At 66.8% G+C, this 23,235-nt stretch carries 18 protein-coding genes and 1 pseudogene; 8 read left to right on the forward strand and 11 right to left on the reverse strand.

Annotation, left to right across the window (positions count from 1 at the left end; all coding sequences use genetic code 11):
- The first annotated feature begins 225 nt into the window (after nucleotides 1–225).
- Nucleotides 226–645, forward strand: a complete 420-nt coding sequence (locus U5O44_RS02655; protein ID WP_322586912.1) for a hypothetical protein — start codon at nucleotides 226–228, stop codon at nucleotides 643–645.
- On the opposite strand, the gene U5O44_RS02660 is transcribed toward U5O44_RS02655, so the two are convergent.
- Entirely contained in the window at nucleotides 612–2,501 is a 1,890-nt protein-coding gene (locus tag U5O44_RS02660) for an ABCB family ABC transporter ATP-binding protein/permease (protein WP_322586913.1), read from the reverse strand. The two genes, U5O44_RS02655 and U5O44_RS02660, sit on opposite strands and share 34 nt — an antisense overlap.
- A 143-nt stretch (nucleotides 2,502–2,644) precedes the next feature.
- On the opposite strand from U5O44_RS02660, the gene U5O44_RS02665 reads away from it, so the two are divergent.
- A complete protein-coding gene (locus U5O44_RS02665; RefSeq protein ID WP_322587102.1) occupies nucleotides 2,645–3,010 on the forward strand; it encodes an acyl-CoA thioesterase in 366 nt (121 codons plus the stop codon).
- Here U5O44_RS02665 and U5O44_RS02670 read toward each other — a convergent pair.
- From U5O44_RS02670 to U5O44_RS02700, 7 genes are all read right to left on the reverse strand, one after another.
- A complete protein-coding gene (locus U5O44_RS02670) occupies nucleotides 2,994–3,767 on the reverse strand; it encodes an SGNH/GDSL hydrolase family protein (RefSeq protein ID WP_322586914.1) in 774 nt (257 codons plus the stop codon). The two genes, U5O44_RS02665 and U5O44_RS02670, sit on opposite strands and share 17 nt — an antisense overlap.
- A gap of 49 nt (nucleotides 3,768–3,816) precedes the next feature.
- Entirely contained in the window at nucleotides 3,817–4,581 is a 765-nt protein-coding gene (locus tag U5O44_RS02675) for an enoyl-CoA hydratase (RefSeq protein WP_322586915.1), read from the reverse strand.
- Nucleotides 4,582–4,726: 145 nt separating this feature from the next.
- Nucleotides 4,727–5,926, reverse strand: a complete 1,200-nt coding sequence (locus U5O44_RS02680) for an acetyl-CoA C-acyltransferase (protein WP_322586916.1) — start codon at nucleotides 5,924–5,926, stop codon at nucleotides 4,727–4,729.
- 23 nt (nucleotides 5,927–5,949) lie between these two features.
- The gene (locus U5O44_RS02685; RefSeq protein ID WP_322586917.1) at nucleotides 5,950–8,343 is read right to left on the reverse strand and encodes a 3-hydroxyacyl-CoA dehydrogenase/enoyl-CoA hydratase family protein; all 2,394 of its coding nucleotides are present in this window, start codon (nucleotides 8,341–8,343) and stop codon (nucleotides 5,950–5,952) included.
- A 43-nt stretch (nucleotides 8,344–8,386) separates the two neighbouring features.
- Nucleotides 8,387–8,827, reverse strand: a complete 441-nt coding sequence (locus tag U5O44_RS02690) for a DUF2147 domain-containing protein (protein WP_322586918.1) — start codon at nucleotides 8,825–8,827, stop codon at nucleotides 8,387–8,389.
- A gap of 59 nt (nucleotides 8,828–8,886) precedes the next feature.
- A complete protein-coding gene (locus U5O44_RS02695; RefSeq protein ID WP_322586919.1) occupies nucleotides 8,887–10,689 on the reverse strand; it encodes an acyl-CoA dehydrogenase C-terminal domain-containing protein in 1,803 nt (600 codons plus the stop codon).
- Between the two features lie 89 nt (nucleotides 10,690–10,778).
- The gene (locus U5O44_RS02700) at nucleotides 10,779–11,438 is read right to left on the reverse strand and encodes a TetR/AcrR family transcriptional regulator (protein ID WP_416222112.1); all 660 of its coding nucleotides are present in this window, start codon (nucleotides 11,436–11,438) and stop codon (nucleotides 10,779–10,781) included.
- Nucleotides 11,439–11,583: 145 nt separating this feature from the next.
- Here U5O44_RS02700 and U5O44_RS02705 point away from each other — a divergent pair, with 145 nt between their 5' ends.
- Both U5O44_RS02705 and U5O44_RS02710 read left to right on the forward strand, forming a co-directional pair.
- Nucleotides 11,584–12,141 (forward strand): HNH endonuclease, encoded by a 558-nt coding sequence (locus U5O44_RS02705; protein WP_322586920.1) that lies wholly within the window; start codon nucleotides 11,584–11,586, stop codon nucleotides 12,139–12,141.
- Between the two features lie 27 nt (nucleotides 12,142–12,168).
- Nucleotides 12,169–12,669, forward strand: coding sequence for an outer membrane lipoprotein (locus U5O44_RS02710; RefSeq protein WP_322586921.1), 501 nt, complete (start codon nucleotides 12,169–12,171; stop codon nucleotides 12,667–12,669).
- Nucleotides 12,670–12,689: 20 nt separating this feature from the next.
- Here the strand turns inward: U5O44_RS02710 and U5O44_RS02715 are convergent, their stop codons facing one another.
- Nucleotides 12,690–13,964 (reverse strand): O-acetylhomoserine aminocarboxypropyltransferase/cysteine synthase family protein, encoded by a 1,275-nt coding sequence (locus tag U5O44_RS02715; protein WP_322586922.1) that lies wholly within the window; start codon nucleotides 13,962–13,964, stop codon nucleotides 12,690–12,692.
- Between the two features lie 56 nt (nucleotides 13,965–14,020).
- A complete protein-coding gene (locus tag U5O44_RS02720) occupies nucleotides 14,021–15,355 on the reverse strand; it encodes a DUF3422 family protein (RefSeq protein WP_322586923.1) in 1,335 nt (444 codons plus the stop codon).
- A 153-nt stretch (nucleotides 15,356–15,508) separates the two neighbouring features.
- Here U5O44_RS02720 and groES point away from each other — a divergent pair, with 153 nt between their 5' ends.
- From groES to U5O44_RS02740, 4 genes are all read left to right on the forward strand, one after another.
- The gene (gene groES, locus U5O44_RS02725; protein ID WP_322586924.1) at nucleotides 15,509–15,799 is read left to right on the forward strand and encodes a co-chaperone GroES; all 291 of its coding nucleotides are present in this window, start codon (nucleotides 15,509–15,511) and stop codon (nucleotides 15,797–15,799) included.
- A 57-nt stretch (nucleotides 15,800–15,856) separates the two neighbouring features.
- Nucleotides 15,857–17,503 (forward strand): chaperonin GroEL, encoded by a 1,647-nt coding sequence (gene groL / locus U5O44_RS02730; RefSeq protein WP_322586925.1) that lies wholly within the window; start codon nucleotides 15,857–15,859, stop codon nucleotides 17,501–17,503.
- A gap of 291 nt (nucleotides 17,504–17,794) precedes the next feature.
- On the forward strand, nucleotides 17,795–18,208 hold the full coding sequence (locus tag U5O44_RS02735; RefSeq protein WP_322586926.1) for a pilin: 414 nt from the start codon (nucleotides 17,795–17,797) through the stop codon (nucleotides 18,206–18,208).
- 88 nt (nucleotides 18,209–18,296) lie between these two features.
- Complete coding sequence (locus tag U5O44_RS02740; RefSeq protein WP_322586927.1) at nucleotides 18,297–20,051, forward strand: PglL family O-oligosaccharyltransferase; 1,755 nt, start codon at nucleotides 18,297–18,299, stop codon at nucleotides 20,049–20,051.
- A 1-nt stretch (nucleotide 20,052) separates the two neighbouring features.
- On the opposite strand, the pseudogene moaC reads toward U5O44_RS02740, so the two are convergent.
- Nucleotides 20,053–20,148: pseudogene (moaC, locus tag U5O44_RS02745) on the reverse strand (cyclic pyranopterin monophosphate synthase MoaC); the annotation flags it as partial.
- Between the last annotated feature and the right edge of the window lie 3,087 nt (nucleotides 20,149–23,235).

Below are 23,235 nucleotides of genomic sequence, written 5' to 3' on the forward strand. Positions count from 1 at the left end.
TGGGGTCCATGGCCTCTGTCAAGCATGCAACTGCGAGACATTTGCCACTTGATTGCGATGGAATTGCTATCGAAATGACATGGAACTGCGCTCCCTACATGGGTACTATTCGCAGCCAAATTGCAAAATTGCAAAAATCAACAACAAACCAAGTCAACCGACTTGTGTCGAGGTGACATTGCCCACTTCACCGGCATTCCAGAGTGTGAATCCAAGAGCGTCGCCATGAGTCATCCCTCCCCTTCCGAGTCCCTGTCGCGCGACATGGGCGCAGCACCGAGCCAGTTCGAGGCGCGGCCAACGCCGGGTTCCGCCACCGACGCCCGGCCTGTGCTGGAACTGCGCCACGCGGAGTCCGGGGACAGTCGCCAGATCACCATCGGCTACTCCCTGCGCGTGGCCTTGCTGGGACCGATCGAGCTGATCCGCCGCGGCGACTGGCGCAGCACCGCCGTGAGCGTGCTGCTGCCCGTCGTGGGCCAGTTGCTGCTGGCGCCCACGGCCAACCGGTCCTATGTGAAGCTGCTGGTGCGCCGCGGCTACCGCGCCGTCAGCCGGGAGCCGGGCCAGATCAGCCGCATCGAGTGGATGCTGGGCCTGCAGATCCCGCGCTACGCTGGCCGCAGCAGCAAGTCGGTGAACTGAGCGTCGAGCGGGTCTTTCGCTCCGTCCGCCGTCCCGCCACTTTGCTGCAGGCGCCACATCCGGGCATACACGCCGTCGCGGGCGAGCAGTTCGGCATGGCTGCCTTGCTCGGCGATGCGGCCCTGCTGCAGCACCACGATGGTGTGCGCATCGACCACGGTGCTCAGCCGGTGCGCGATGACCAGCGCGGTCTTGCCTTTCGCCGCGCTCGCCAGTTCCGTCTGGATCGCCCGCTCGTTGGCCGAGTCCAGCGCCGAGGTGGCTTCGTCGAAGATCAGGATCGGCGGGTTCTTCAGCAGCGTGCGCGCAATCGCCACCCGCTGCTTCTCCCCGCCGGAGAGCTTCAGCCCCCGCTCGCCGACCATCGTGTCGTAGCCCTTGGGCTGGGCGGCGATGAAGTCGTGGATGTGCGCGGCGCGGGCGGCGGCCTCGATTTCGGCCTGTGACGCGCCGGGGCGACCGTAGCCGATGTTGTAGCCGATGGTGTCGTTGAACAGCACGGTGTCCTGCGGCACGATGCCGATGGCGCGGCGCAGGCTGTCCTGCGTCACCTCGCGCAGATCCTGCCCGTCGACCGTGATGCGCCCGCCGCCGTGGTCACCGGCCGTGGCGTCCACGTCGTAGAAACGGTAGAGCAGCCGCGCCAGCGTGCTCTTGCCCGAGCCGGATGGCCCGACCACCGCCACCGTCTGCCCGCCCGGGATCTCGAAGCTCACGTCGTGCAGGATCGGCCGGTCCGCGTGGTAGGCGAAGTGCACGTGCTCGAAGCGCACGGTGGCGTGTTCGATCGCCAGCGGCTGTGCGCCGGGCTTGTCGGCGATCTCGCGTTCGCGCTCCATCAGGCGGAACATCTTGTCCAGGTCGGTCAGGCTCTGCTTGATCTCGCGGTAGAGCACACCCAGGAAGTTCAGCGGGATGTAGAGCTGGATCAGCAGCGCGTTCACCATCACCAGGTCGCCCAGCGTCAGCCGCTGCTCGACCACGCCCGCAGTCGCGCGCCAGAGCATCGCCACCAGGCTGGCGGCGATGATGAACTGCTGCCCGGCGTTGAGCAGCGACAGCGTGCCCTGCGACTTGATCTGCGCGCGGCGGTAGGCGTCCAGGCCCTCGTCGTAGCGGCGCGACTCGAAGTCCTCGTTGTTGAAATACTTGACGGTCTCGTAGTTCAGCAGCGCGTCGATGGCGCGGCTGTGCGCCTTCGAGTCCAGCTCGTTCATCTCGCGGCGGAAGCGGTTGCGCCATTCGGTGATGCTGATGGTCAGCGTGCCGTAGGCGACGAGCGCGGCCAGCGTGATCCACACGAAGCCCATGTCGAAGCGCGAGCCCAGCAGCGTCAGCACCAGCCCAAGCTCCACCAGCGTCGGCACGATCGTGTAGAGCGAGTAGCTCACCAGCGACTGCAATGCCCGCGTGCCGCGCTCGATGTCACGGGTCATGCCGCCGGTCTGACGCTCCAGGTGGAAGCGCAGGCTGAGCGCGTGCAGGTGGCTGAAGGTCTCCAGCGCGATGCGGCGGGTGGCGCCGTGGGTGGCCTTGGCGAAGACGAGTTCGCGCAGCTCGGTGAACAGCGTCGTCGAGAAGCGCAGCCCCGCATACGCCAGCAGCAGCCCCAGCGGCACGACCACCAGCGCCCGCGGGTCACCCACCGGGATCGCTAGGTCATCGACCAGCGTCTTCAGCAGCACCGGCACGCCGACATTGGCCACTTTGGCGGCCACGAGGAACAGCAGCGCCAGCAGCATGCGGACGCGGTATTCCCACAGGTAGGGGCCGATGCGCTTGAGCGTGGTCCAGTCGCTGCGGGGGGTGCCGGGTGGGTCGGCGGGGGCGGGGTCGTTCGGAGCGAAGCGGCGCATGAGGGGTCTTGGTGAAAGAATGGCGCCTGTAACCGAGGTGCCAACCCATGAGTGTGAACCAAGCCAACGCTCCGCGTTTTTCCAGTCCGCCGCCGGTCCACGGTGGTGATCCCGGCTCGCACCAGCGCGAACTCGTGCTGCGCATGATGCCGATGCCCGCAGACGCCAACGGCAACGGTGACATCTTCGGCGGCTGGATCATGGCCCAGGTGGACATCGCGGGTGCCGTGCTGCCGGCACGCATCGCCAAGGGCCGCATCACCACTGTGGCGGTGAACCAGTTCATCTTCAAGCAGGCGGTGTCGGTGAGCGACCTGCTGAGCTTCTATGCGACGGTGGAGCGCATCGGCAACACCTCGGTGACGGTGCATGTCGAGGTCTATGCCGAGCGCAACCCGGCCGATCCGCAGACGGTGAAAGTGACCGAGGCGAACCTGACCTATGTCGCCATCGACCCGGCCGGCCGGCCGCGCCCGATTCCCCGCCCCGGGCTCACACCGGCCGCATGAGCGGCCGGTAGTCGGCGGCGATCTGCAGCGCCAGCGCCTCGCCCCAGCGCTGGTAGAGGGTGGGGCCAGGGTGGAATCCGTCACTGGCCATGAGGTGCCGCACCTCGTCGTGCTCCGGGTCGTAAGGCAGCTCGAAATAGGCCCGCGTCCCCGAGTCCGCCGTCCACTGCATCAGGGCAGCATCCAGCGCCTGCGCCGAGCGGCCCAGCACCCAGCGCAGCGGCTGCGGCAGCAGCGGGAACAGGTGCATCGGCGGCACGGCGGTCGCCACGATCTGGTGCACCCCTGCCAGCTCGCGGGCGCAGTCTTCGAGCCGGTCGAGCTGGGCCAGCCAGCGCCGCGGGCTGGTCTGGCGCACGGTGTCGTTCACGCCGAGGGCGGTCACCATCACATCGGCCGGGGGCAGGCGGCCCTGCGAGGCCAGCGCCTCCAGCGCCTGGGTCGCGTCCGGCGTGGTCCAGCCGGTGCGTGCCACCAGTTGCCAGGCGATCGGCGCCTTGAGCCGGCGGGTCAGCGCCTGGCTGAGCCGGCCGGCCAGTGCCTCGTCCTGGGTGGCCGCGCCGACGCCCGCTCCCGAGGAGTCCCCCACGATCAGCACCCGCAGCCGCGGCATCGCGCCGCTGTGGCGCTCCATGCCGGCCAGACCGAGGCGCGGCCCCTCGGCTTCCGGCAGGCGCGGGGCTTCCCTGCGCACCTGCCGCCCTTGCCAGATCAGCAGTGGGGACAGGGCAACTTTGGCGGCGGTGAAGGTGGGCATTGGCAGGTGGTCGCGCTCGGGCGGCGCGTTCGGTGTGGGCAGGGGACGTTCAGGTGAACGAGGAAAAGTCGGGCTTGCGCTTCTGGAAGAAGGCCTGGAAGGCCTCCTGCGCTTCGGGGCTGCGCAGCCGCTCGGAGAAGATGGCGGCCTCGCTGGCGATGACGGCACGCACCTGCTCGCGCTGCGGCGCGCGCATCAGGCGCTTGCTGTCGCGCACGGCGCCCGGCGGCAGCGCGTTGAAACGCTCGGCGACGCGGCGCGCATGGTTGACGACTTCGCTGGTCGGCAGCACCGCGTTGGCGATGCCGCACTCGACCGCATCCGCGCCCGTGAACGGGTCGCCGAGCAGCAGCTTTTCCGCCGCCTTGGCGTGGCCCATCAACTGCGACACGAGCAGGCTCGACCCGTATTCCGGCACCAGCCCGAGCCCGACGAAGGGCATCGCCAGCCGCGCCTCGTCGCTGACATAGACGAAGTCGCAGTGCAGCAGCATGGTCGTGCCGATGCCGATCGCCGCACCCGTCACGGCGGCGACCACCGGCTTCTCGCATTCCAGCAGCGCCAGCATGAACTGGAACACCGGCGAGTCCATGCCCTGCGGCGGGCGCTGCATGAAGTCTTCCAGGTCGTTGCCCGAGGTGAACATGCCTGGCTGCCCGGTGATCAGCACAGCGCGCACCGACGTATCGGTCTGTGCGCTGCGCAGCGCCTCGGCCATGGCGGTGTACATCACCATGGTCAGCGCGTTCTTCTTTTCCGGGCGGGCGATTTCGATCGTGGCCACGCCGTTGAGGGTGGCGGTCTTGATGCTCATGGGGTCTCCTCGGGCAACAGGGAATGGTAAATGCGCTGCAACATCCGGTCACGACCGATTGTTGCGTGTGAAACAAAAAAGCCGCTGCACACAGTGGTGCAGCGGCTTGGACGGTCATGCGGGCACCATCCTGACGTGTGACGGATCAGACGCGCTCGAAGATGCCAGCGGCGCCCTGGCCCGTGCCGACGCACATCGTCAGCATGCCGTATTTCAGGCCATGGCGGCGCAGTGCATGGACCAGCGTCGCGGCGCGGATCGCCCCGGTCGCGCCCAGCGGATGGCCGAGCGCGATGGCGCCGCCCATGCGATTGACCTTCGCCGGGTCGAGACCCGTGGTATTGATCACGGCCAGCGCCTGTGCGGCGAAGGCTTCGTTCAGCTCGATCCAGTCCAGGTCGCTCTGCTGCAGCCCCGCGCTGCGCAGCGCGGCGGGGATCGCCTCGATCGGGCCGATGCCCATGATCTCCGGCGGCACGCCCTTGCTGGCGTAGCTGACGAAGCGCGCCAGCGGCGTCAGGCCGTGCTCGCGGATCGCCTTCTCGCTGGCCAGGATCAGGCAGCCGGCGCCATCGCTGGTCTGGGAGCTGTTACCTGCGGTGACACTGCCCTTGGCGGCGAACACCGTCTTGAGCTTGCCCAGGCCTTCGAGCGTGGTGTCGGGGCGGGCGCCTTCGTCGCGGTTCACCGTGCGGGTGCGGGTGTGGATCTCGCCGGTGGCCAGATCGGGCGTGCGCTCGACGACGTCCACCGCCGTGGTCTCGGCGTCGAATTCGCCCGCGGCTTGCGCCGCCAGTGCCTTCTGGTGCGAGGCCAGCGCGAAGGCGTCCTGTGCGTCGCGGCTGACCTTCCACTGGTTGGCCACCTTCTCGGCGGTCAGGCCCATGCCGTAGGCGATGCCGATGTTCTCGTCGCGCTCGAAGATGCTCGGGTTGAAGCTCGGCGTGTTGCCGCTCATCGGCACCATGCTCATGCTCTCGGCGCCGCCGGCGATCATCACGTCGGCTTCGCCGACGCGGATGCGATCGGCGGCCATCTGGATCGCGCTCAGGCCGGAGGCGCAGAAGCGGTTGACGGTGATGCCGCCCACCGTGTTCGGCAGCCCCGCCAGCAGTGCGGCGACGCGGGCCATGTTCAGCCCTTGCGGCCCTTCGGGCATGGCGCAGCCGATGATGGCGTCCTCGATGGCCTTCGGGTCCAGCGTCGGCACCTGGGCCAGCGCGCCACGCATGGCCGCGACCAGCAGGTCGTCCGGGCGCGTGTTGCGGAAGAAGCCGCGGTGCGACTTGCCGATCGGCGTGCGGGTGGCGGCGACGATGTAGGCGTCTTGCAGTTGCTTGCTCATGTGTATGTGCTCCGTCGGCCTGGTCAGTTGCGCACCGGCTTGCCGGTCTGCAGCATGCCCATGATGCGTTCCTGGGACTTGGGGTGTTCGAGCAGGGCGCAGAAATGCTTGCGCTCCAGCGCCATCAGGTATTCCTCGGTGACGAGGCTGCCCGCGTCCACCTCGCCACCGCAGACCACGTCGGCGATCAGGCTGGCGATGTGGAAATCGTGCGCGCTGATGAAGCCGCCGTCGCGCATCCCGACCAGACTGGCCTTGATGGTGGCGATGGCGCTGCGGCCGGCGACCGGGAACGGCGCTTTCACGGGCGCGCGGTAGCCGGCATTGGCCAGCGCCTTGGCCTGGCTGAGCGCGACGTGCAGCAGCTCGTCCTTGTTCGCCACGACGATGTCGCTGTCCAGCAGGTAGCCCAGCTTGCGCGACTCCAGCGCGCTGGTGCCGACCGTGGCCATCGCTGCCGCCTGGAAGCCGTCCTTCAGGAAGGCCAGCAGGTCGGTGCCCGGCGCCGCCGCGGCCCGCTCGGCCGCCCGGCGCGCCACATAGGCCAGCCCGCCGCCGCCCGGGATCAGCCCGACGCCGACCTCGACCAGCCCGACATAGCTCTCCATCGCCGCGACCCGCTGCGCGCAATGCACCGCCAGCTCACAGCCACCGCCCAGCGCCATGCCGCGCACGGCGGCCACCACCGGCACGCTGGCGTAGCGCACGCGCAGCATCATGTCCTGCAGCTTCTTTTCCTCGGGCGCGATGCCCTTGGCGCCGAGCTTCATGAACACCGGCATCAGCGATTCGAGGTTGGCGCCGGCCGAGAACACATCGTCCGGCGACCAGATCACCAGCCCCTGGTAGCCGGCTTCCGCGAGTTCGACTGCCTTCAGCAGCCCCTCGGTCACGGTCGGGCTGATGAGGTGCAGCTTGGCGGTGATGCTGGCGATCAGCACCTCGCCGTCCAGCGTCCAGACGCGCACTTCCTCGTTGCGGAACACCTCGGTGCCGCTCTTCAGCGGATCGACGGCGCCGCCGCCGACGAGGCTTTCCGGGAAATGCTGGCGCTGGTAGACGGGCAGGGCGGAGCGCGGCACGTAGGCGTTGGCCGTCGGCGACCACGAACCTTCCGGCGTGTGGACGCCCGTGCGGCCGTCGAACACCCAGGCCGGTAGCGGCGCGTTGCACAGCGCCTTGCCCGCGTCGATGTCCTCCTGCACCCACTTGGCGACCTGCTGCCAGCCGGCTTCCTGCCACAGCTCGAACGGCCCCTGCTTGGCGCCGAAGCCCCAGCGCATCGCAAAGTCCACCTCGCGCGCCGAGTCGGCGATCGTGGCCAGATGCACGGCGACGTAGTGGAAGCTGTCGCGCAGGATGGCCCACAGGAACTGCGCCTGCGGGTTGCTCGACTCGCGCAGCAGCTTCAGGCGCTCGGCGGCGGGTTTCTTCAGGATGCGGTCGATGATCGCGTCCGCCTTGCCGCCCGCGGGCACGTACTCGCCCTTGGCGGCGTCCAGCCGCAGGATGTCGCGGCCGACCTTCTTGTAGAAACCGGCGCCGGCCTTCTGCCCCAGCGCGCCCTTGGCGATCAGCGCCGACAGCACCGGCGGCGTCGCGTAGGACGGGAAGAATGGATCGTTGGCCTGGTCGGGGCCGAGGTTGTCCTGCAGCGTGCGGATGACGTGCGCCATCGTGTCCAGGCCGACCACGTCCGCGGTGCGGAAGGTGCCCGAGCTGGCGCGGCCGAACTTCTTGCCGGTCAGGTCATCAACCAGATCGACGCTCAGGCCGAACTGCTGTGCCTCGTGGATGGTGGCCAGCATGCCGGCGATGCCGACGCGGTTGGCGATGAAGTTCGGCGTGTCCTTGGCGCGCACGACGCCCTTGCCGACGGTCGAGGTGACAAACGTTTCGAGCTGGTCGAGGTAACGTGCCTCGGTGCTCGGGGTCGGGATCAGCTCGACGAGGTACATGTACCGCGGCGGGTTGAAGAAGTGGATGCCGCAGAAGCGCGGCTTCAGCTCGGCGGGCAGACCATCCGACAGCGTCGTGATCGACAGGCCCGAGGTGTTCGAGGCCAGGATGGCGTGCGGCGCGATGAAGGGCGCGATCTTGGCGTAGAGGTCGTGCTTCCAGTCCATGCGCTCGGCGATGGCCTCGATCACGAGGTCGCAGTCCCGCAGCAGGTCCAGGTGCTCCTCGTAGTTGGCGGCGCGGATGCGCGCGGCGTCCTCGGCCACGCCGAGCGGCGACGGCTTGAGCTTCTTGAGGTTGTCGATGGCCTTCTGCGCGATCGCGCTCTTCGGGCCTTCCTTGGCGGGCAGGTCGAACAGCACGACCGGCACCTTGACGTTGACCAGGTGGGCGGCGATCTGCGCGCCCATCACGCCGGCGCCGAGCACGGCGACCTGGCGGACATTGAAACGGCTCATGGGTGCTTCCTTGTGAGAGTCGGGGTCTTCGTGGTTCGGGGGGTCATTCGACGCGGACCCAGGTCTGCGTGCGGCCCAGCAGCGGCGCGCCGATGTAGCCGCGCACCTCCAGCTGCTTGCCGCCGTCGACCGGCTTCATCCGCACCTTGTAGGTCTTGCCGTTGTTCGGGTCGAGGATCTCGCCACCGTCCCACAGCACCTTGTCGTCGAGGTTGGCACGCACGCCCTTGACGATGGTCATGCCCAGCACGGGCTGATCCTTGCGGTCGTCACTGCATTTTTCGCAGCGCGCGTCCTGCTTGGTCGCGTCGAACACCTTCTCGACCTTGGCCGAGAAGGTGCCCGCGTTGTCGGTGATGCGCACCAGCGACTTCTCGGTCTTGCCGTCGTCGTCGATGGTCTTCCACAGACCGGCGGGCGTGGACTGCGCGGCAGCGGCCAGCGAAGCGCCGGCCAGCGCGAGGGCGATCAGGGTGTTTTTCATGGTGTGCCTCGTCTTGCTCCCTCCCCCAGCGGGGGAGGGTCGGGGTGGGGGCTTCGGGCTCAGAACATCGCTTCGTCCATCGCCATCAGCGGCGCGAGGCCGGCGCGGGCGGTGCGGATCAGCGAGGCGGTTTCCGGCAGCAGCTTGGCGAAGTAGAAACGCGCGGTGTGCAGCTTGGCGACGTAGAACGGGTCCGGGTTCGCGCCTTGCTCCTTCAGCCGGTCGAGCGCCACCTTGGCCATGCGCGCCCAGAAATAGGCGAACACGAGGTGCCCGACCACGCGCAGGTAATCGACCGCCGCCGCGCCCACTTCGTCCGGGTTGCCGAACGCCTTCATGCCCAGTTCGGTCGTCAGCTTGGTCACCTTGTCGCCGAGGTCCGCCAGCGGGTTGATGAACTCCTGCATGTCCTCGCGGATGCCTTCTTCCTCGACGAACTCGGCCACCTTGCGGCCAAATGCCTTGAGCTTCTTGCCGTTGTCGGCCAGCACCTTGCGGCCGAGCAGGTCCAGCGACTGGATCGTGTTCGTGCCCTCGTAGATCATGTTGATGCGGGCATCGCGCACGTACTGCTCCATGCCCCATTCCTTGATGTAGCCGTGGCCGCCGAAGACCTGCATGCAGTGCGAGGTGGCGATCCAGCCGTTGTCGGTCAGGAAGGCCTTGATGATCGGCGTCAGCAGCGCGACTTCATCGGCCGACGCCTTGCGCACGTCCTCGTCCGGGTGGCTGAGTTCCTGGTCGAGCATCAGCGCCGTGTGCACACACAGCGCACGGCCCGCTTCGGCGTAGGCGCGGGCTGTCAGCAGCATCTTGCGCACGTCCGGGTGGACGATGATCGGATCGGCCGCCTTCTCCGGTGCCTTCGGGCCGGACAGGGCACGCATCTGCAGGCGGTCCTTGGCATAGGCGACGGCGTTCTGATACGCCACTTCGGTCAGCCCGAGCGACTGCATGCCGACGCCCAGGCGGGCGGCGTTCATCATCACGAACATGGCGGCCAGGCCCTTGTGCGGCTGGCCGACCAGCGTGCCGACGGCGTCTTCGAGCACCAGTTGCGCGGTGGCGTTGCTGGTGATGCCCATCTTGTGTTCGAGGCCGGCGCAGAAGATGCCGTTGCGTCCGCCGAGCGAGCCGTCCGCGTTGACGTGGAACTTGGGCACGATGAACAGCGAGATGCCCTTCGAGCCTGCGGGTGCGTCCGGCAGGCGCGCCAGCACGAGGTGGACGATGTTGGCGGCCATGTCGTGCTCGCCGGCGGAGATGAAGATCTTGGCGCCGTTGATCTTGTAGGTGCCATCCGCCTGCGGCTCGGCCTTGGTGCGCAGCAGGCCGAGGTCGGTGCCGCAGTGCGGCTCGGTCAGGCACATCGTGCCGGTCCACTCGCCGCTGCTCAGCTTGGGCAGGTAGGTGGCCTTCTGCTCGGGCGTGCCGTGGGCGTGCAGGCTCTCGTAAGCGCCGTGCGACAGGCCGGGGTACATCGTCCACGCCTGGTTGGCGCTGTTGAGCATCTCGTAGAAGCACTGGTTCACGACGTGCGGCAGGCCCTGGCCGCCGTAGGCCGGGTCGCAGCTCAGCGCCGCCCAGCCGCCTTCGACGTACTGGGCATAGGCTTCCTTGTAGCCCTTGGGCGTGCGCACCTCGTGGGTGGCCTTGTCGAGCGTGCAGCCTTCCTCGTCGCCGCTGCGGTTCAGCGGGAACACCACCTGTGCGGCGAACTTGCCGCCTTCTTCGAGGATGGCGTTGACGGTGTCGACATCGACCTCGGCGTGCGCGGGCATGGCCTTGAAGGTCTCGGTGACCTGGACGAGTTCGTGCAGCACGAATTGCAGGTCACGCAGCGGCGGGGTGTACTGGGGCATCGAGATCTCCTCGGTGAGGGGTTCAGAATCGGTTCAGGAGGGCGGGGCGGGCACCCGCTCACCGGGTGGCCCGACCGTGTCGGCGTCAGCTAGCTGGGCATGCGGCGATAGCGGGCCAGCACATTCAGAAAGGCTTGTTCAGCGCGCTGGAGCGCGCCTGGGGTGCGCAGGAAACGGGCATCGTGGTGCAGCGCCAGCACCAGCCCGTGGAGTTCGAACAGCATCTGGCGTGCGTCGGTGTCGGCGCGCAGGTGGCCTTCCTGGCGCGCCATCGTGATGGACCGCTCCAGCCCGGTGTGCCAGGTGCGCACCATGGCGACCAGCGCATCACGGACCGGACCGGGGCGGTCGTCGAACTCGACCGCGCCGCTGATGTAGATGCAGCCCGAGTCGATCTCGACGCTGACCCGCGCCAGCCAGCGGCGGAACATCGCCTCCAGCCGGGGCAGGCCGCGGGCTTCGCGCAGCGAGGGGTAGAACACTTCTTCCTCGAAGCGCGCGTGGTATTCGCGGATCACCGACATCTGCAGCTCCTCGCGGGAGCCGAAGTGCGCGAAGACGCCGGACTTGCTCATGCCGGTGATGTCGGCCAGCGTGCCGATCGACAGCCCCTCCAGCCCCTTCTGCGAGGCCAGGCTCAGCGCGGCGTCCAGGATCGAGGCGCGTGTCTGCTGGCCCTTCTGGGCAGCACGCGCGCCAGAAGGGGCGGTCCGGATGGCGAGGGGCGAGGTGGAGGTCACGTGTTGCAATAAAACGAACGATCGTTCTATTCTGATCGAAGAACACCTGAGCGCCACTGCGGATGACCCTTGTGAGGCTAGAGTCAAAACTCTAGATGGCGCCAGTCGGGCAGCCCCGCACAGTCTGCTCTATGCTGGCGCGGAGGTTTTTCCCATGGACGTGTTGCAACTCGATGTATCGGGTCGTCCCCAGGCCTGGATTTCACCCCGGGAGGCGGCCAACCTCTATGTCTGCGATGCCGTCGCGTGGACAGTGGGCGAGCCGTGCCTGCTGCTGCGCGGGGGGATCCAGCGGGTCAGCGGGCTGCAGTCGCGGCTGGAGCTGCACCCGATCATTGCGGTCCGCGGCGCGGTACCGACACGCGCCTGGCGCCAGGTGCCGGCGCTCACCAATCCGAAGCTGTTCGCCCGCGACCGCCTGGTCTGTGCCTACTGCGGCCAGCGGGGCCATGCCGACCACCTGACCCGCGAGCACATCGTGCCGACCTCGCGCGGCGGCGACGATTCGTGGATGAACTGCATCACCGCCTGCCGCGGCTGCAACGGCCGCAAGGGCAATCGGCTGCTTCAGGAATGCCGGATGGAACTGCTTTACCTTCCGTACACACCCAGTCTGCATGAAGACATGATCCTCAAGGGGCGGCGCATCGTGGCGGACCAGATGGAGTTCCTGCTCGCAGGCGTGCCCCGCCACAGCCGCCTCTACGGCTGACCTCCACAACAACCTCAGGTTTCCCCCATGAAAGCACTCTTCGTCACCGTGGCGACCGCCACCGCCTTGTTGCTCGGCGCCTGCAGCACCACCAGCCCCGACGTGATCCGGCCCGGCGACGCGCAGCGCCTGTCCACCGTGCAGGACGCGGTCGTGCTCAACGTGCGCGCTGTCGTCGTCGAGGGCCAGCAGCAGGGCATCGGCGGCACGTCCGGCGCCGTGGTCGGTGGCATCGCTGGCAGCTCGGTCGGCGGGCGGCGCGAGGGGGCGGTGATCGGTGTGCTCGGCGCCGTGGCGGGTGCCGTCATCGGCAACTCGATCGAACGCTTCGGCACGCGCGAAGAGGCTGTCGAGATCCTGCTGCAGCTGCCCAGCGGCGAGCGCCGGGCGCTGGTGCAGGCCAAGGGCAACGAGAGCTTCACGCCCGGTGAGGCCGTGATTCTCGTCTCGACGGGCGGCAAGACGCGGGTGATGAAGGCGGTCAGTGCGGGCAACGCGGCGGTGCCGGTGGCTGCGCCGGCGCGCTGATGCACTGACGCGCCGCGGGATCAGGCCGCCGCCAGCGCCTGGTCCAGATCGGCCATCAGGTCATCGATGTGCTCGATGCCGACCGACAGACGCAGCATGTCCTCGCTGACTCCCGCCCGGGCCAGTTCCTCGGGGTTGAGCTGGCGGTGCGTGGTCGAGGCCGGGTGCGTGGCCAGCGACTTGGCGTCGCCGATGTTGACCAGCCGGGTGAACAGCTTGAACGCATCCAGCACGCGCGCGCCAGCCTCGCGCCCGCCTTCAGTCAGGCCGAAGCTCAGGATGCCCGAGGCGCGCCCGCCCATCTGGCGCTGCACCAGCGCATGGTCCGGGTGGTCGGGCAGGCCGGCGTAGTTCACCCACGCCACCTTCGGGTGGTTCTTCAGGAAGGTGGCCAGCGCCAGCGTGTTGTCGCAGATGCGGTCCATGCGCAGCGCCAGCGTCTCGATGCCCTGCAGGATCAGAAAGGCGTTCATCGGCGAGATCGCCGCGCCCATGTTGCGCAGCGGCACGACGCGCGCGCGGCCGATGTAGGCCGCCGGGCCGAGCGCTTCGGTGTAGACCACGCCGTGGTAACTCACGTCCGGCTCGTTCAGACGCTTGAAGCGTTCCTTGTGCTGCGCCCACGGGAAGGTGCCCGAGTCGACGATGGCGCCAGCGACGCTGTTGCCGTGGCCGCCCATGTACTTGGTCAGCGAGTGGACGACGATGTCCGCGCCGTGCTCGATCGGGCGGCACAGCGCGGGCGAGGGCACCGTGTTGTCCACGATCAGCGGCACGCCCGCGGCGTGCGCGACCGCGGCCAGCGCGGCGATGTCGGTGACATTGCCCAGCGGGTTGCCGACCGATTCGCAGAAGACCGCCTTGGTGCGTGCGTCGATCAGCGCGGCGAAGGACGCGGGATTGGTCGCGTCGGCGAAGCGGGTCTCGATGCCCATCTGCGGCAGCGTGTGCGCCAGCAGGTTGTAGGTGCCGCCGTAGAGCTGGCTGGCCGAAACGATGTTGTCGCCGGACTCGGCAATCGTCTGGATCGCGTAGGTGATCGCGGCCATGCCCGAGGCCACGGCCAGCGATGCGATGCCACCTTCGAGCGCGGCCACGCGCGCTTCGAGCACGGACTGCGTCGGATTCATGATCCGCGTGTAGATGTTGCCGGCCACCTTCAGGTCGAACAGGTCGGCGCCGTGCTGCGCGTTGTCGAAGGCGTAGGCGACCGTCTGGTAGATCGGCACGGCCGCGGCCTTGGTGGTCGGGTCGGGGCTGTAGCCGGCGTGGACGGCGAGGGTTTCGAGTTTCATGGGCGTGTCTCCATCAGTGTCGGTGGGGGAACGTGGAAAGCGATTGGGTGTTCTGTTCAGTGGCCAGCGTCGGCGTGCAGCCGCGCGTGGATGCGCCGGTTCGTGCGCCACACGCCCCAGAGCACGGCGGGGATCAGCGCGCCGGCCACCAGGTCTGCGTTGATCGGCGCGCCGACGACTTTGGCCGCCTTCGCGCCGTAATACAACAGGCTCATCACGTAGTACGAGATCGCCGCGATCGACAGCCCCTCCACCGTCGACTGCAGCTTGAGCTGCAGCTCCTGCCCGCGCGTGAGCTGGGCCAGGAGCTGCTGGTTCTGCGCTTCGGCGGCGATGTCCACGCGGGTGCGCAGCAGGCCGCTGGCGCGTTCGACCCGCTGCGACAACGCCGCCAGCCGCTGCGCCGTGGCGCCGACCGTCGCGATGGCGGGCGCGAGACGGCGCTGCATGAACTCGCCGATGCCCTGCGTGCCGGAGATGGGTTTTTCGCGCAGCTCGGCAATGCGCTGGCCGACGATGGCGTGGTAGGCCTGGGTGGCGGAGAAACGGTACTGGTGGAGCGCAGTGGCGCGTTCGACCTTGGCCGCCAGTGCCACCAGCGTGTCGAGCAGCTCCTGGTCGGTGGCCTGCTTGTTCTCCAGGCGTGCGGTGATGTCGGCCAGCGTGGCTTCGGCCTCGGCCAGCATCGGCGTCAGCGACTTGGCCGCCGGCAGGCCGCGCAGCGCCATCAGCCGGTAGGTCTCCAGCTCCAGCAGGCGCTGCGAGATGCGGCCGGCGCGGGTCTCGGTGGTGCTGGCCGGGGCGATGACCAGCATGTGCTCGAAGCCGCTGTCGCGCAGCCGGAAGGTGGTCACCGCGATCGAGTGGCCGAAGGTGCCCATGATCGAGGCCACCACGCTGCGCCCGCCCAGCCACTGCTGGCCCAGGCGCGCGGTGGCCGGCGCGTTCGAGATGTCGCCGATCACCATGGCCAGCTTGATGGCCGCCACGGTGCGGCCGGGGATGGTGCGCAGCCAGTCCGCTTCGACCGCGAGCGTGTCCAGTGCGGGCGATTCGGTGGCGTCGAGGCCGGCGCCTTCGGGCAGCGCCTGCACGATGGAGTAGCGGGTGAACTCGCTGTGGCGCTCCCACTTCAGCGTGCAGTTGGCCAGCCGGATGCGCAGGAAGCTGCTGCTCAGCTCGGCCAGCCGCAGCCCCTCCTGACCGGGCAGGCGCTTCAGGTGCTCCCACTCCGCCTCGCGGCTGACGCCGTCGTTGAGCACCGCGACATAGACCACCAGCGCCGGCAGCCGGATGCGCGCGGTGGGGCGGGCGTGGACCTCGTCGTGCAGCGTGGCGCGCAGCACGTCGTCGGGGGGCAGGGCAGTGCGGGCGTCGGGCAGGGCGTTCATAGGCACAAGATTAGCGGGTTCTCTGGGTCTGCCCTCTTGAAAGCGCGCGGACCGTTCCTATAATCAGTCCTGTTAGCACTCGATGGTGTCGAGTGCTAGTGGAGCCGGAAAGGCTCTTCCCCCTGATTTTTTTCTCTGTATCCAGGAGATCTCATGAAACTTCGTCCTCTGCATGACCGCGTCATCGTCAAGCGTCTTGAGCAAGAAACCAAGACCGCCTCGGGCATCGTGATCCCCGACAACGCCGCAGAGAAGCCTGACCAAGGTGAAGTTCTGGCCGTCGGCCCGGGCAAGCGCAACGACAAGGGCGACTTCGTTGCCCTGAACGTCGCCGTCGGCGACCGCGTCCTGTTCGGCAAGTACAGCGGCCAGTCGGTCAAGGTCGATGGCGACGAACTGCTCGTGATGCGCGAAGAAGACCTCTTCGCCGTCGTCGGCAAGTAAGCCGCGACAGCCACGTCCGTCCCATCCCTCAGATTTCAAGATTCCGGAGTTAACAACATGGCAGCAAAAGACGTCATCTTTGGTGCAGACGCCCGTCACCGCATGGTCGAAGGCGTGAACATCCTCGCCAACGCCGTCAAGGTCACCCTGGGCCCCAAGGGCCGCAACGTCGTGCTGGAGCGCTCGTTCGGCGCCCCGACCGTGACCAAGGACGGTGTGTCCGTGGCCAAGGAAATCGAGCTGAAGGACAAGCTGCAGAACATGGGCGCGCAGATGGTCAAGGAAGTCGCTTCCAAGACCTCTGACAACGCTGGTGACGGCACCACCACCGCCACCGTGCTGGCCCAGGCCATCGTGCGCGAAGGCATGAAGTACGTGGCCGCCGGCATGAACCCGATGGACCTGAAGCGCGGCATCGACAAGGCTGTGACGGCCCTGGTCGTCGAGCTGAAGGCCGCTTCGAAGGCCACCACGACCACCAAGGAAATCAGCCAGGTCGGCTCGATCTCCGCCAACAGCGACTCGTCGATCGGCGAGATCATCGCCAAGGCGATGGACAAGGTCGGCAAGGAAGGCGTCATCACCGTCGAAGACGGCAAGTCGCTGGACAATGAACTCGACATCGTCGAGGGCATGCAGTTCGACCGCGGCTACCTGTCGCCGTACTTCATCAACAACCCGGAAAAGCAGGCCGCCCTGCTCGACAACCCGTTCGTGCTGCTGTACGACAAGAAGGTGTCGAACATCCGTGACCTGCTGCCGACGCTGGAGCAAGTCGCCAAGGCCGGCCGTCCGCTGCTGATCATCGCGGAAGACGTGGACGGCGAAGCGCTGGCCACGCTGGTGGTGAACACCATCCGCGGCATCCTGAAGGTTGTCGCCGTCAAGGCTCCGGGCTTCGGCGATCGCCGCAAGGCCATGCTGGAAGACATCGCCATCCTGACGGGCGGCAAGGTCATCGCCGAAGAAGTCGGCATGTCGCTGGACAAGGTGACGCTGGCCGATCTGGGCCAGGCCAAGCGCGTCGAAGTGGGCAAGGAAAACACGACGATCATCGACGGTGCCGGCACCGCCGACATCATCGAAGCCCGCGTCAAGCAGATCCGCATCCAGATCGAAGAAGCGTCGAGCGACTACGACCGCGAGAAGCTGCAAGAGCGCGTGGCCAAGCTGGCCGGTGGCGTGGCCGTCATCAAGGTCGGTGCTGCCACCGAAGTCGAGATGAAGGAAAAGAAGGCCCGCGTGGAAGACGCGCTGCACGCGACCCGTGCTGCCGTCGAAGAAGGCATCGTGGCTGGTGGCGGCGTGGCCCTGCTGCGCGCCCGTCAGGCGGCTGGCACCATCGCTGGTGACAACGCTGACCAGGACGCCGGCATCAAGCTGGTCCTGAAGGCCATCGAAGCCCCGCTGCGCGAAATCGTGGCCAACGCCGGTGGCGAGCCGAGCGTGGTCGTGAACGCCATCCTGGCCGGTTCGGGCAACTACGGCTTCAACGCCGCCAACGACACCTATGGCGACATGATCGACATGGGCATCCTGGACCCGACGAAGGTCACCCGCACCGCGCTGCAGAACGCCGCGTCGGTCGCCTCGCTGATGCTGACGACCGAGTGCATGGTCGCTGAAGCCCCGAAGGACGATTCGCCTTCGATGGGTGGCGGCGGCATGGGTGGCATGGGCGACATGGGCGGCATGGGCATGTGATGTCCGCTGCCTGAGCAACGCTCAGCGCAACGCGAAGAAGCAGGAAGGGTCGCAGCGATGCGGCCCTTTTTTTGTCTGTCGGGGGCGGTTACCCCCGTGAACAAGGGTGACGCATCCGGTTTGTCTGGCCGTGGAAGTGACAATTTTTGGCAGTGGCGGGCTTGCCAGGCGCCGATTCTTGTCGCACGGACCAGCCAATTGCGGGTGATTCGGGATGTTTCTGCGCGATTCAGGGCTGGCACGGCCCCTGCACAGTGGAAGTATCTTCACCCACCCATTGCAGGAAGCACCATGAAGCGAGTTCAACAAGGTTTCACGCTGATCGAACTGATGATCGTCGTCGCCATCATCGGCATTCTGGCCGCCGTGGCGCTGCCGGCGTATCAGGACTACACGGTTCGTGCTCGTGTCTCCGAAGGGCTCAGCCTTGCCAGCGGCATCAAAACAACCGTCACGGAAAATATCTCCAACAATGGTGGGACCATGCCCGATGACGCTTGTCTCGGCACCAACGTGACCAAGGCTGGTCAAGTGGACTCGCTTGCATGTGCGGCGGCTACCGGCGTCATCACGGTCACCATGACGGCTAAGGCTGCCAGTGTTGTGCTGGTCCTGACGCCTACCATCACCGCGGGTGCTCCTGTGGGTTGGAAATGCACCACCACCACTGACAAGAAGTACGTGCCATCCGAGTGCCGCAGCTGATAGCGAGTTAACTCTAGAAAAAATGCGCCTTCGGGCGCATTTGTCGTTTCAGGGGCGCGCACGGTGGCCTCGCTATGATCTGCTACCCATGACCGCGCCCGCCCACCCCCCCGTCTCCTTCCTGCCGCTGGCCCTGCTGGCCGTCGCATTTCCCTTCCTGATCGCCGGCAGTGCACCGCCCACCTCGACCTATTTCAACCAGGTGGTGGCCTTCGGCGGCTGCGGGGTCTGGCTGCTGGTCTGGGCGCTGACCGCACGGCCGAGTCTCGCCGCGCAGCCCGCCTCCACGTCCACCAAGCTGTTGCTGCTGGCCGGTGCGCTGCTGGTGGCGGCCACGCTCACCTCCAGCGCGCCGTGGGGCCAGCGTCTGGCACCACTGGCCTGTCTGGTGCTGGCCGGGGCCTTGATGCACGCCACCGCCGCCGCAACGCGGGCGGGCCGGCTCAGCGATTGGGTCACGCCGCTCATGACCGCCTTGCTGGTGGCCGGCCTGCTGAGCGTCGTGGTCGGCGTCGTCCAGGTCTTCCGCCCCGAACTGGCCGACGGCCGCCTGATTTCCTTCCCCACCATCGCTGGCCGCGCCATCGGCAACATGCGCCAGCCGAACCAGCTCTCCACGCTGTTGCTATGGGCGGCGGCGGCAGCCGTCTGGCTGGCGGTGCGCGAGCGCCAGTCGCTGAAGGTGCTGGCGGTGGTGCTGGGAGTGCTGGTGTTCGGCGTGGCACTGACCGCCTCGCGCACGGGGCTGGTGGGCGTGCTGCTGCTGGCGCTGTGGGGCGCGCTGGACCGGCGCCTGCCCAAGCCCGTGCGCTGGCTGCTGGTGGCGATGCTGCCGCTGTACGCACTGAGCTGGTGGGGGCTGGAGCAGTGGCTCTCGGCGCACGGCGTCATGTTCTACGGCGAAGACCAGCTCAAGAAGACGCTGCACGGCGACCCGAGCAGCTCGCGCGGCAAGATCTGGGCGAACACCTGGGACATGATCGCCGCCCATCCGTGGACCGGCGTCGGGGTGGGCGCCTACAACTTCATCTGGTCAATGACGCCGTTCCCGGGGCGGCCGGTCGCGTTCTATGACCACTCGCACAACATCGTGCTGCAACTGGCGGTCGAGTCGGGTGTGCCGGTGGCGGCGGTGGTGCTCGGCTGCGCGCTGGCGGCGCTGTGGAGGGCCCGTGCCGCGTTGACCGTGGCCGATGACGATGCCGCCCGCGGTGCCCGCGCGGCCTTGTTCATGCTGACGATGGTGGGCGTGCACAGCCTGCTGGAGTATCCGCTGTGGTACGTGTATTTCCTGCTGCCGGCGGCCGTGCTGGCGGGTTGGCTGACGGGCCTGGCGCCGGTCCGCCTGGACCCACCACCGCAGTCCCGCTTCGCGGCGGCCCGGCGCCCGGTCTGGTGCGTGACGGGGGCGGTGGCCTTGTCCGGCTCGCTCTGGTCGACCGTGGAATACGCCAGCGTGGCCGTCATCTTCGAGCCGGAGCTGTCCTGGGCCGAGCCGGCGCCGCTGGCCGAGCGCATCGCCCGCGGGCAGCGCAGCGTGCTGTGGGGCCACCACGCCGACTATGCGTCCGTGACCATGGCGGCCAAGCCCGAGGAGGTGTTCAGCGAGTTCGAGCGCCCGCTCTACCACCTGGCGGACACGCGGCTGCTGATGGCCTATGCACGGGCGCTGCTGGCGCGCGGCGAGATCGAGAAAGCGACCCATGTGGCAGCGCGGCTGCGTGAATTCCGCAACCCCTTGTCGACGGAGCTGTTCGCGGCCTGCGACAAGGAAGGGGGCACGCCGTTCCAGTGCCTGCCGGACCCCGGTTTGCCCGCCGAGGCCCTGCGGCCTTCGCCCTGAGTCAGTCGGCCGTCCAGTCCCCCGACTTGCCGCCGCGCTTCTCCAGCAGGCGCACGTCGGTCATCGTCATGCCCCGGTCGGCCGCCTTGCACATGTCGGCCTGTAAGCCCTCGATTTACAAGGCTTTCGGGGGGACTGTGGGCGCTGTGGCGCTGTGTAGTGGGTTCTTTGCTCCTGTCGTGCTCCTTTCACCATAAAGGGGAGGTGGGACAGGAGCGATGGGGGGGCGGGAAGTATAGGTGGGGAAGGGAGGGTTGAGAAGAGTAGAAAGGGTGAAAAGGTGGGGAGGAGGAAGGAAGGGAGGTGGAGGGCGTGCGGGAGGGGGAGGGAGAAGGAGAGGGAGGAGCGCCAGGGAAGCAGCGGAGTAAAAAGGGGGGGGGGGCTGAAGGGGCGACGACTACGCCTAGGTCGGGTAGGGCGAGCCGGGGGGAGTGACAGGGGACTGGTGGCGCGAGCGGCGTGAAGGACCGCAAGTAAGTCGGGGGGGGGGTGGGGGTGGTGGGGGAGGGGTGGGGAGGAAGGGGAGGGAAGAGGGGCAGGGGGACCGGATGAACTGGCCGTTGAGGGGAAGAACGGGGCGTGGAGGGGTTGGCGTTTCGGCTTGGTCTGTCCGCAGCGCAGGGGACTGTTGTGCGGACGCGGATAGCGAGTGTTGACGCGGGACAGAAAAAGGAGCGCACGGGTGTGCCGGCGCCTGAGGCGCTGGCTGCGTGCGTGGTGGTTGATGGCGAGGAACAAGGGCGTTCACGCCTTGTTCCTGTGGGCGCGCGGAGATATCCACAGCCTTCACCGGGCGGTTTCCGGGCGGAAGCTTCGCCCGGTGGCCGTTTGGGGTCGAAGCCTTGCCGGACTTCGGAGACGGCGGTACGCCTGGACACACGCGAGCATGGGAAAGGCTGGCTGTTTGAGAGTTGATGCTGAAGCGGACAAAGTCCGTCAGATGCTACTGATACACACCTTCAACCTGGGAGTTTCTTTGAACCGTCAGATACCAGCGGAACAAAGCCGAGTAAACCCAGGGAAACGGAACCTACCTAATGAAGACGACTAGACGAGCACAAAACACTCGGAGGGATAACGAGTTCGATGGGTGAAGAATTGGAAACGAAGACTGCGAGATAACTCTTAGTGATGAGGAAGGGACCGTGGAGTGACTGAAGAGACGAGGGAGGACTAGGAGAGGATGGCGGATGGTGCGGGGAGGTGCTGATGGTTAGTGGGGGAGTACCGTTGTGCGCGATGTGGGGTTGATGAGTGGAGATGGAGCGCGTGAGGAAGACTTATACTGTGCGGGAAAGTCGGGTATTATGGTGGGTGGTGGAGGATTGTATTCTTGATAGGGGGTGATTAGGTATTCGGAGATTGGAAGGATTGTTATTTGGTGCGGAGTTGCTATTGGAATACGGGAGAAAATACGTTCGGGCCTTGTGCGCCTGGGAATATTGAGATCGCGTTGTTGGCAGCTCCGCTGACGAAACACCTAAAGGAATGAGAAATTTTGCGTTAAGAGGTCGCACGTGGAGGTGTGGTTGTATATTCGGAGGGGGAGGGGCACCGATAAAGTCACCGAAAAAGGGTTGGAAGGAGAAGAAGTTTCTGGGGTCCAGGGTGTAAACAACCCTAAGGGCGAGACAGCACCGGAGAGTAAGGCGCTTGCTCGAAGGTAGGGGTCGCCGGTGTCGAGGCTAGTGAGAAAGAAGGCGAGGGGCCGAGGGGTTGGTGGTGTGGGTGTCGAGAGCGTGAGCGGGAGGACGGGACCGGGTTCTATGGTGGTGGGAATGGGATTGGGGGGTGGACGAACTGGCCGAAGGTGTGGCCGGTGGGATGAACGTAGGGGGAGTTCGATGCAGGCCGAGTTACGGGAAGGTGAACCTTTAGAAGTCGCTGACCTGGGAAGGGTGCGGTTTGGTGGAGCAGAAAGACACGGCTCCCGCTGGAAAGGAGCCGCTGGTGGGAGTTGAGGATGTGGAGGGGGGCGGAGCAGTGGATAAGGAAAGGTGTAAAATATCGCTTGTCGAGGGGAAGTAGTGCCTGAATACCCTGGGGAGTGATTTGTGTCGCGGATGTTGGGAAGACGTGGAGTTAGGGGGATGGTAGCGGTGAAGACCACGGCGCGAGTTGGGGGGGGTGTATGAGGTCCGGGCCTTTGCAGACGTTCACCAGCTCGCCGAACGGTGGACAGCGTGATCGACAGCCGTCAACGTGTCCGGTGATGGGGGGGAGGTGATACCGCGAAGCGTGAGAACCGGGGATTGCCGAAGAAGGAGAACTTTGCCCGTGTAGGTGGGATGTGTACGACATGACGACACCGGGGAAGGGGCCTGAGTGGGAAGATGTGGAGTTGTTGGTGTGGTTGCGGTGGGGGTGGTGTGGTGGGAGCTTGGGCGTCGTTACGTACGACGACGACCGAGGGGGACCGACGGAGGTGAGGGCGGGGTTGTAGTTGTGAAGGAGAGGACGGCCGGTGGTAGGTGTGCGATGGTGGTGGGGAGGGGTGAGGGGAAGTGGGGGAGGGTGGGGGGTGTGAACGCGGTTTGGAAGCGATGATACGGGGGCGAGGGGGATGGGAGGAGGGGGGGTTGTTGGAGGGGATGGTGAAAGGCGGGAGGCGACTGAGGGAAGGAAGGGGACAGGGCGTGGGGAGGAAGCAAAGAGCGAAGGGGAGAGGAGGGCTGGCGCGTGTGGGAGTTGAGGGGAGGTGTGGCGGGGTGGTATGCTGAGGGACAATGTTCCGGGAGGGAAACTGGGTCGGGGGTTGAGGGAGCTCGGGGGAGGCTGGGATGAACTGCCGTTGTTCACCCCGATGGACGGACGAGTTGTCAGTTGCGAAGTCCGCCGACAGGGAAATGGATGAAGACGGTGTTGTGCGATGAATTGAACATCGGGGCGGGGGCGATGCCGGTTTTCTGTGTCGTCGTCCGTGTTTGTTCGATCGGGTGGAGGTGTGGGGGGGGTTGTCGGTTGGTTGGAAGGGTAGGGGGGTTGTGGTGGGGTTGGTGGAGTGTGTCGGGTGGTGAAGTTTTATGGGTAATGGGGGGAGCCGGTCCTTGTGGGAGGCGTGCGGTGCTGGACGTTGCGGGATGAACTTCACGTGGGGTTTAGATGAATAAGAAAGGCGAGTGTGGGGGACTTGAACGGGAACGGAGAACTGGGTTGGAGGTTTTGCGAAGTGGTGAGGGTGTTC

The organism is Sphaerotilus sp. (assembly GCF_034519685.1).
Taxonomy (GTDB): domain Bacteria; phylum Pseudomonadota; class Gammaproteobacteria; order Burkholderiales; family Burkholderiaceae_C; genus Sphaerotilus.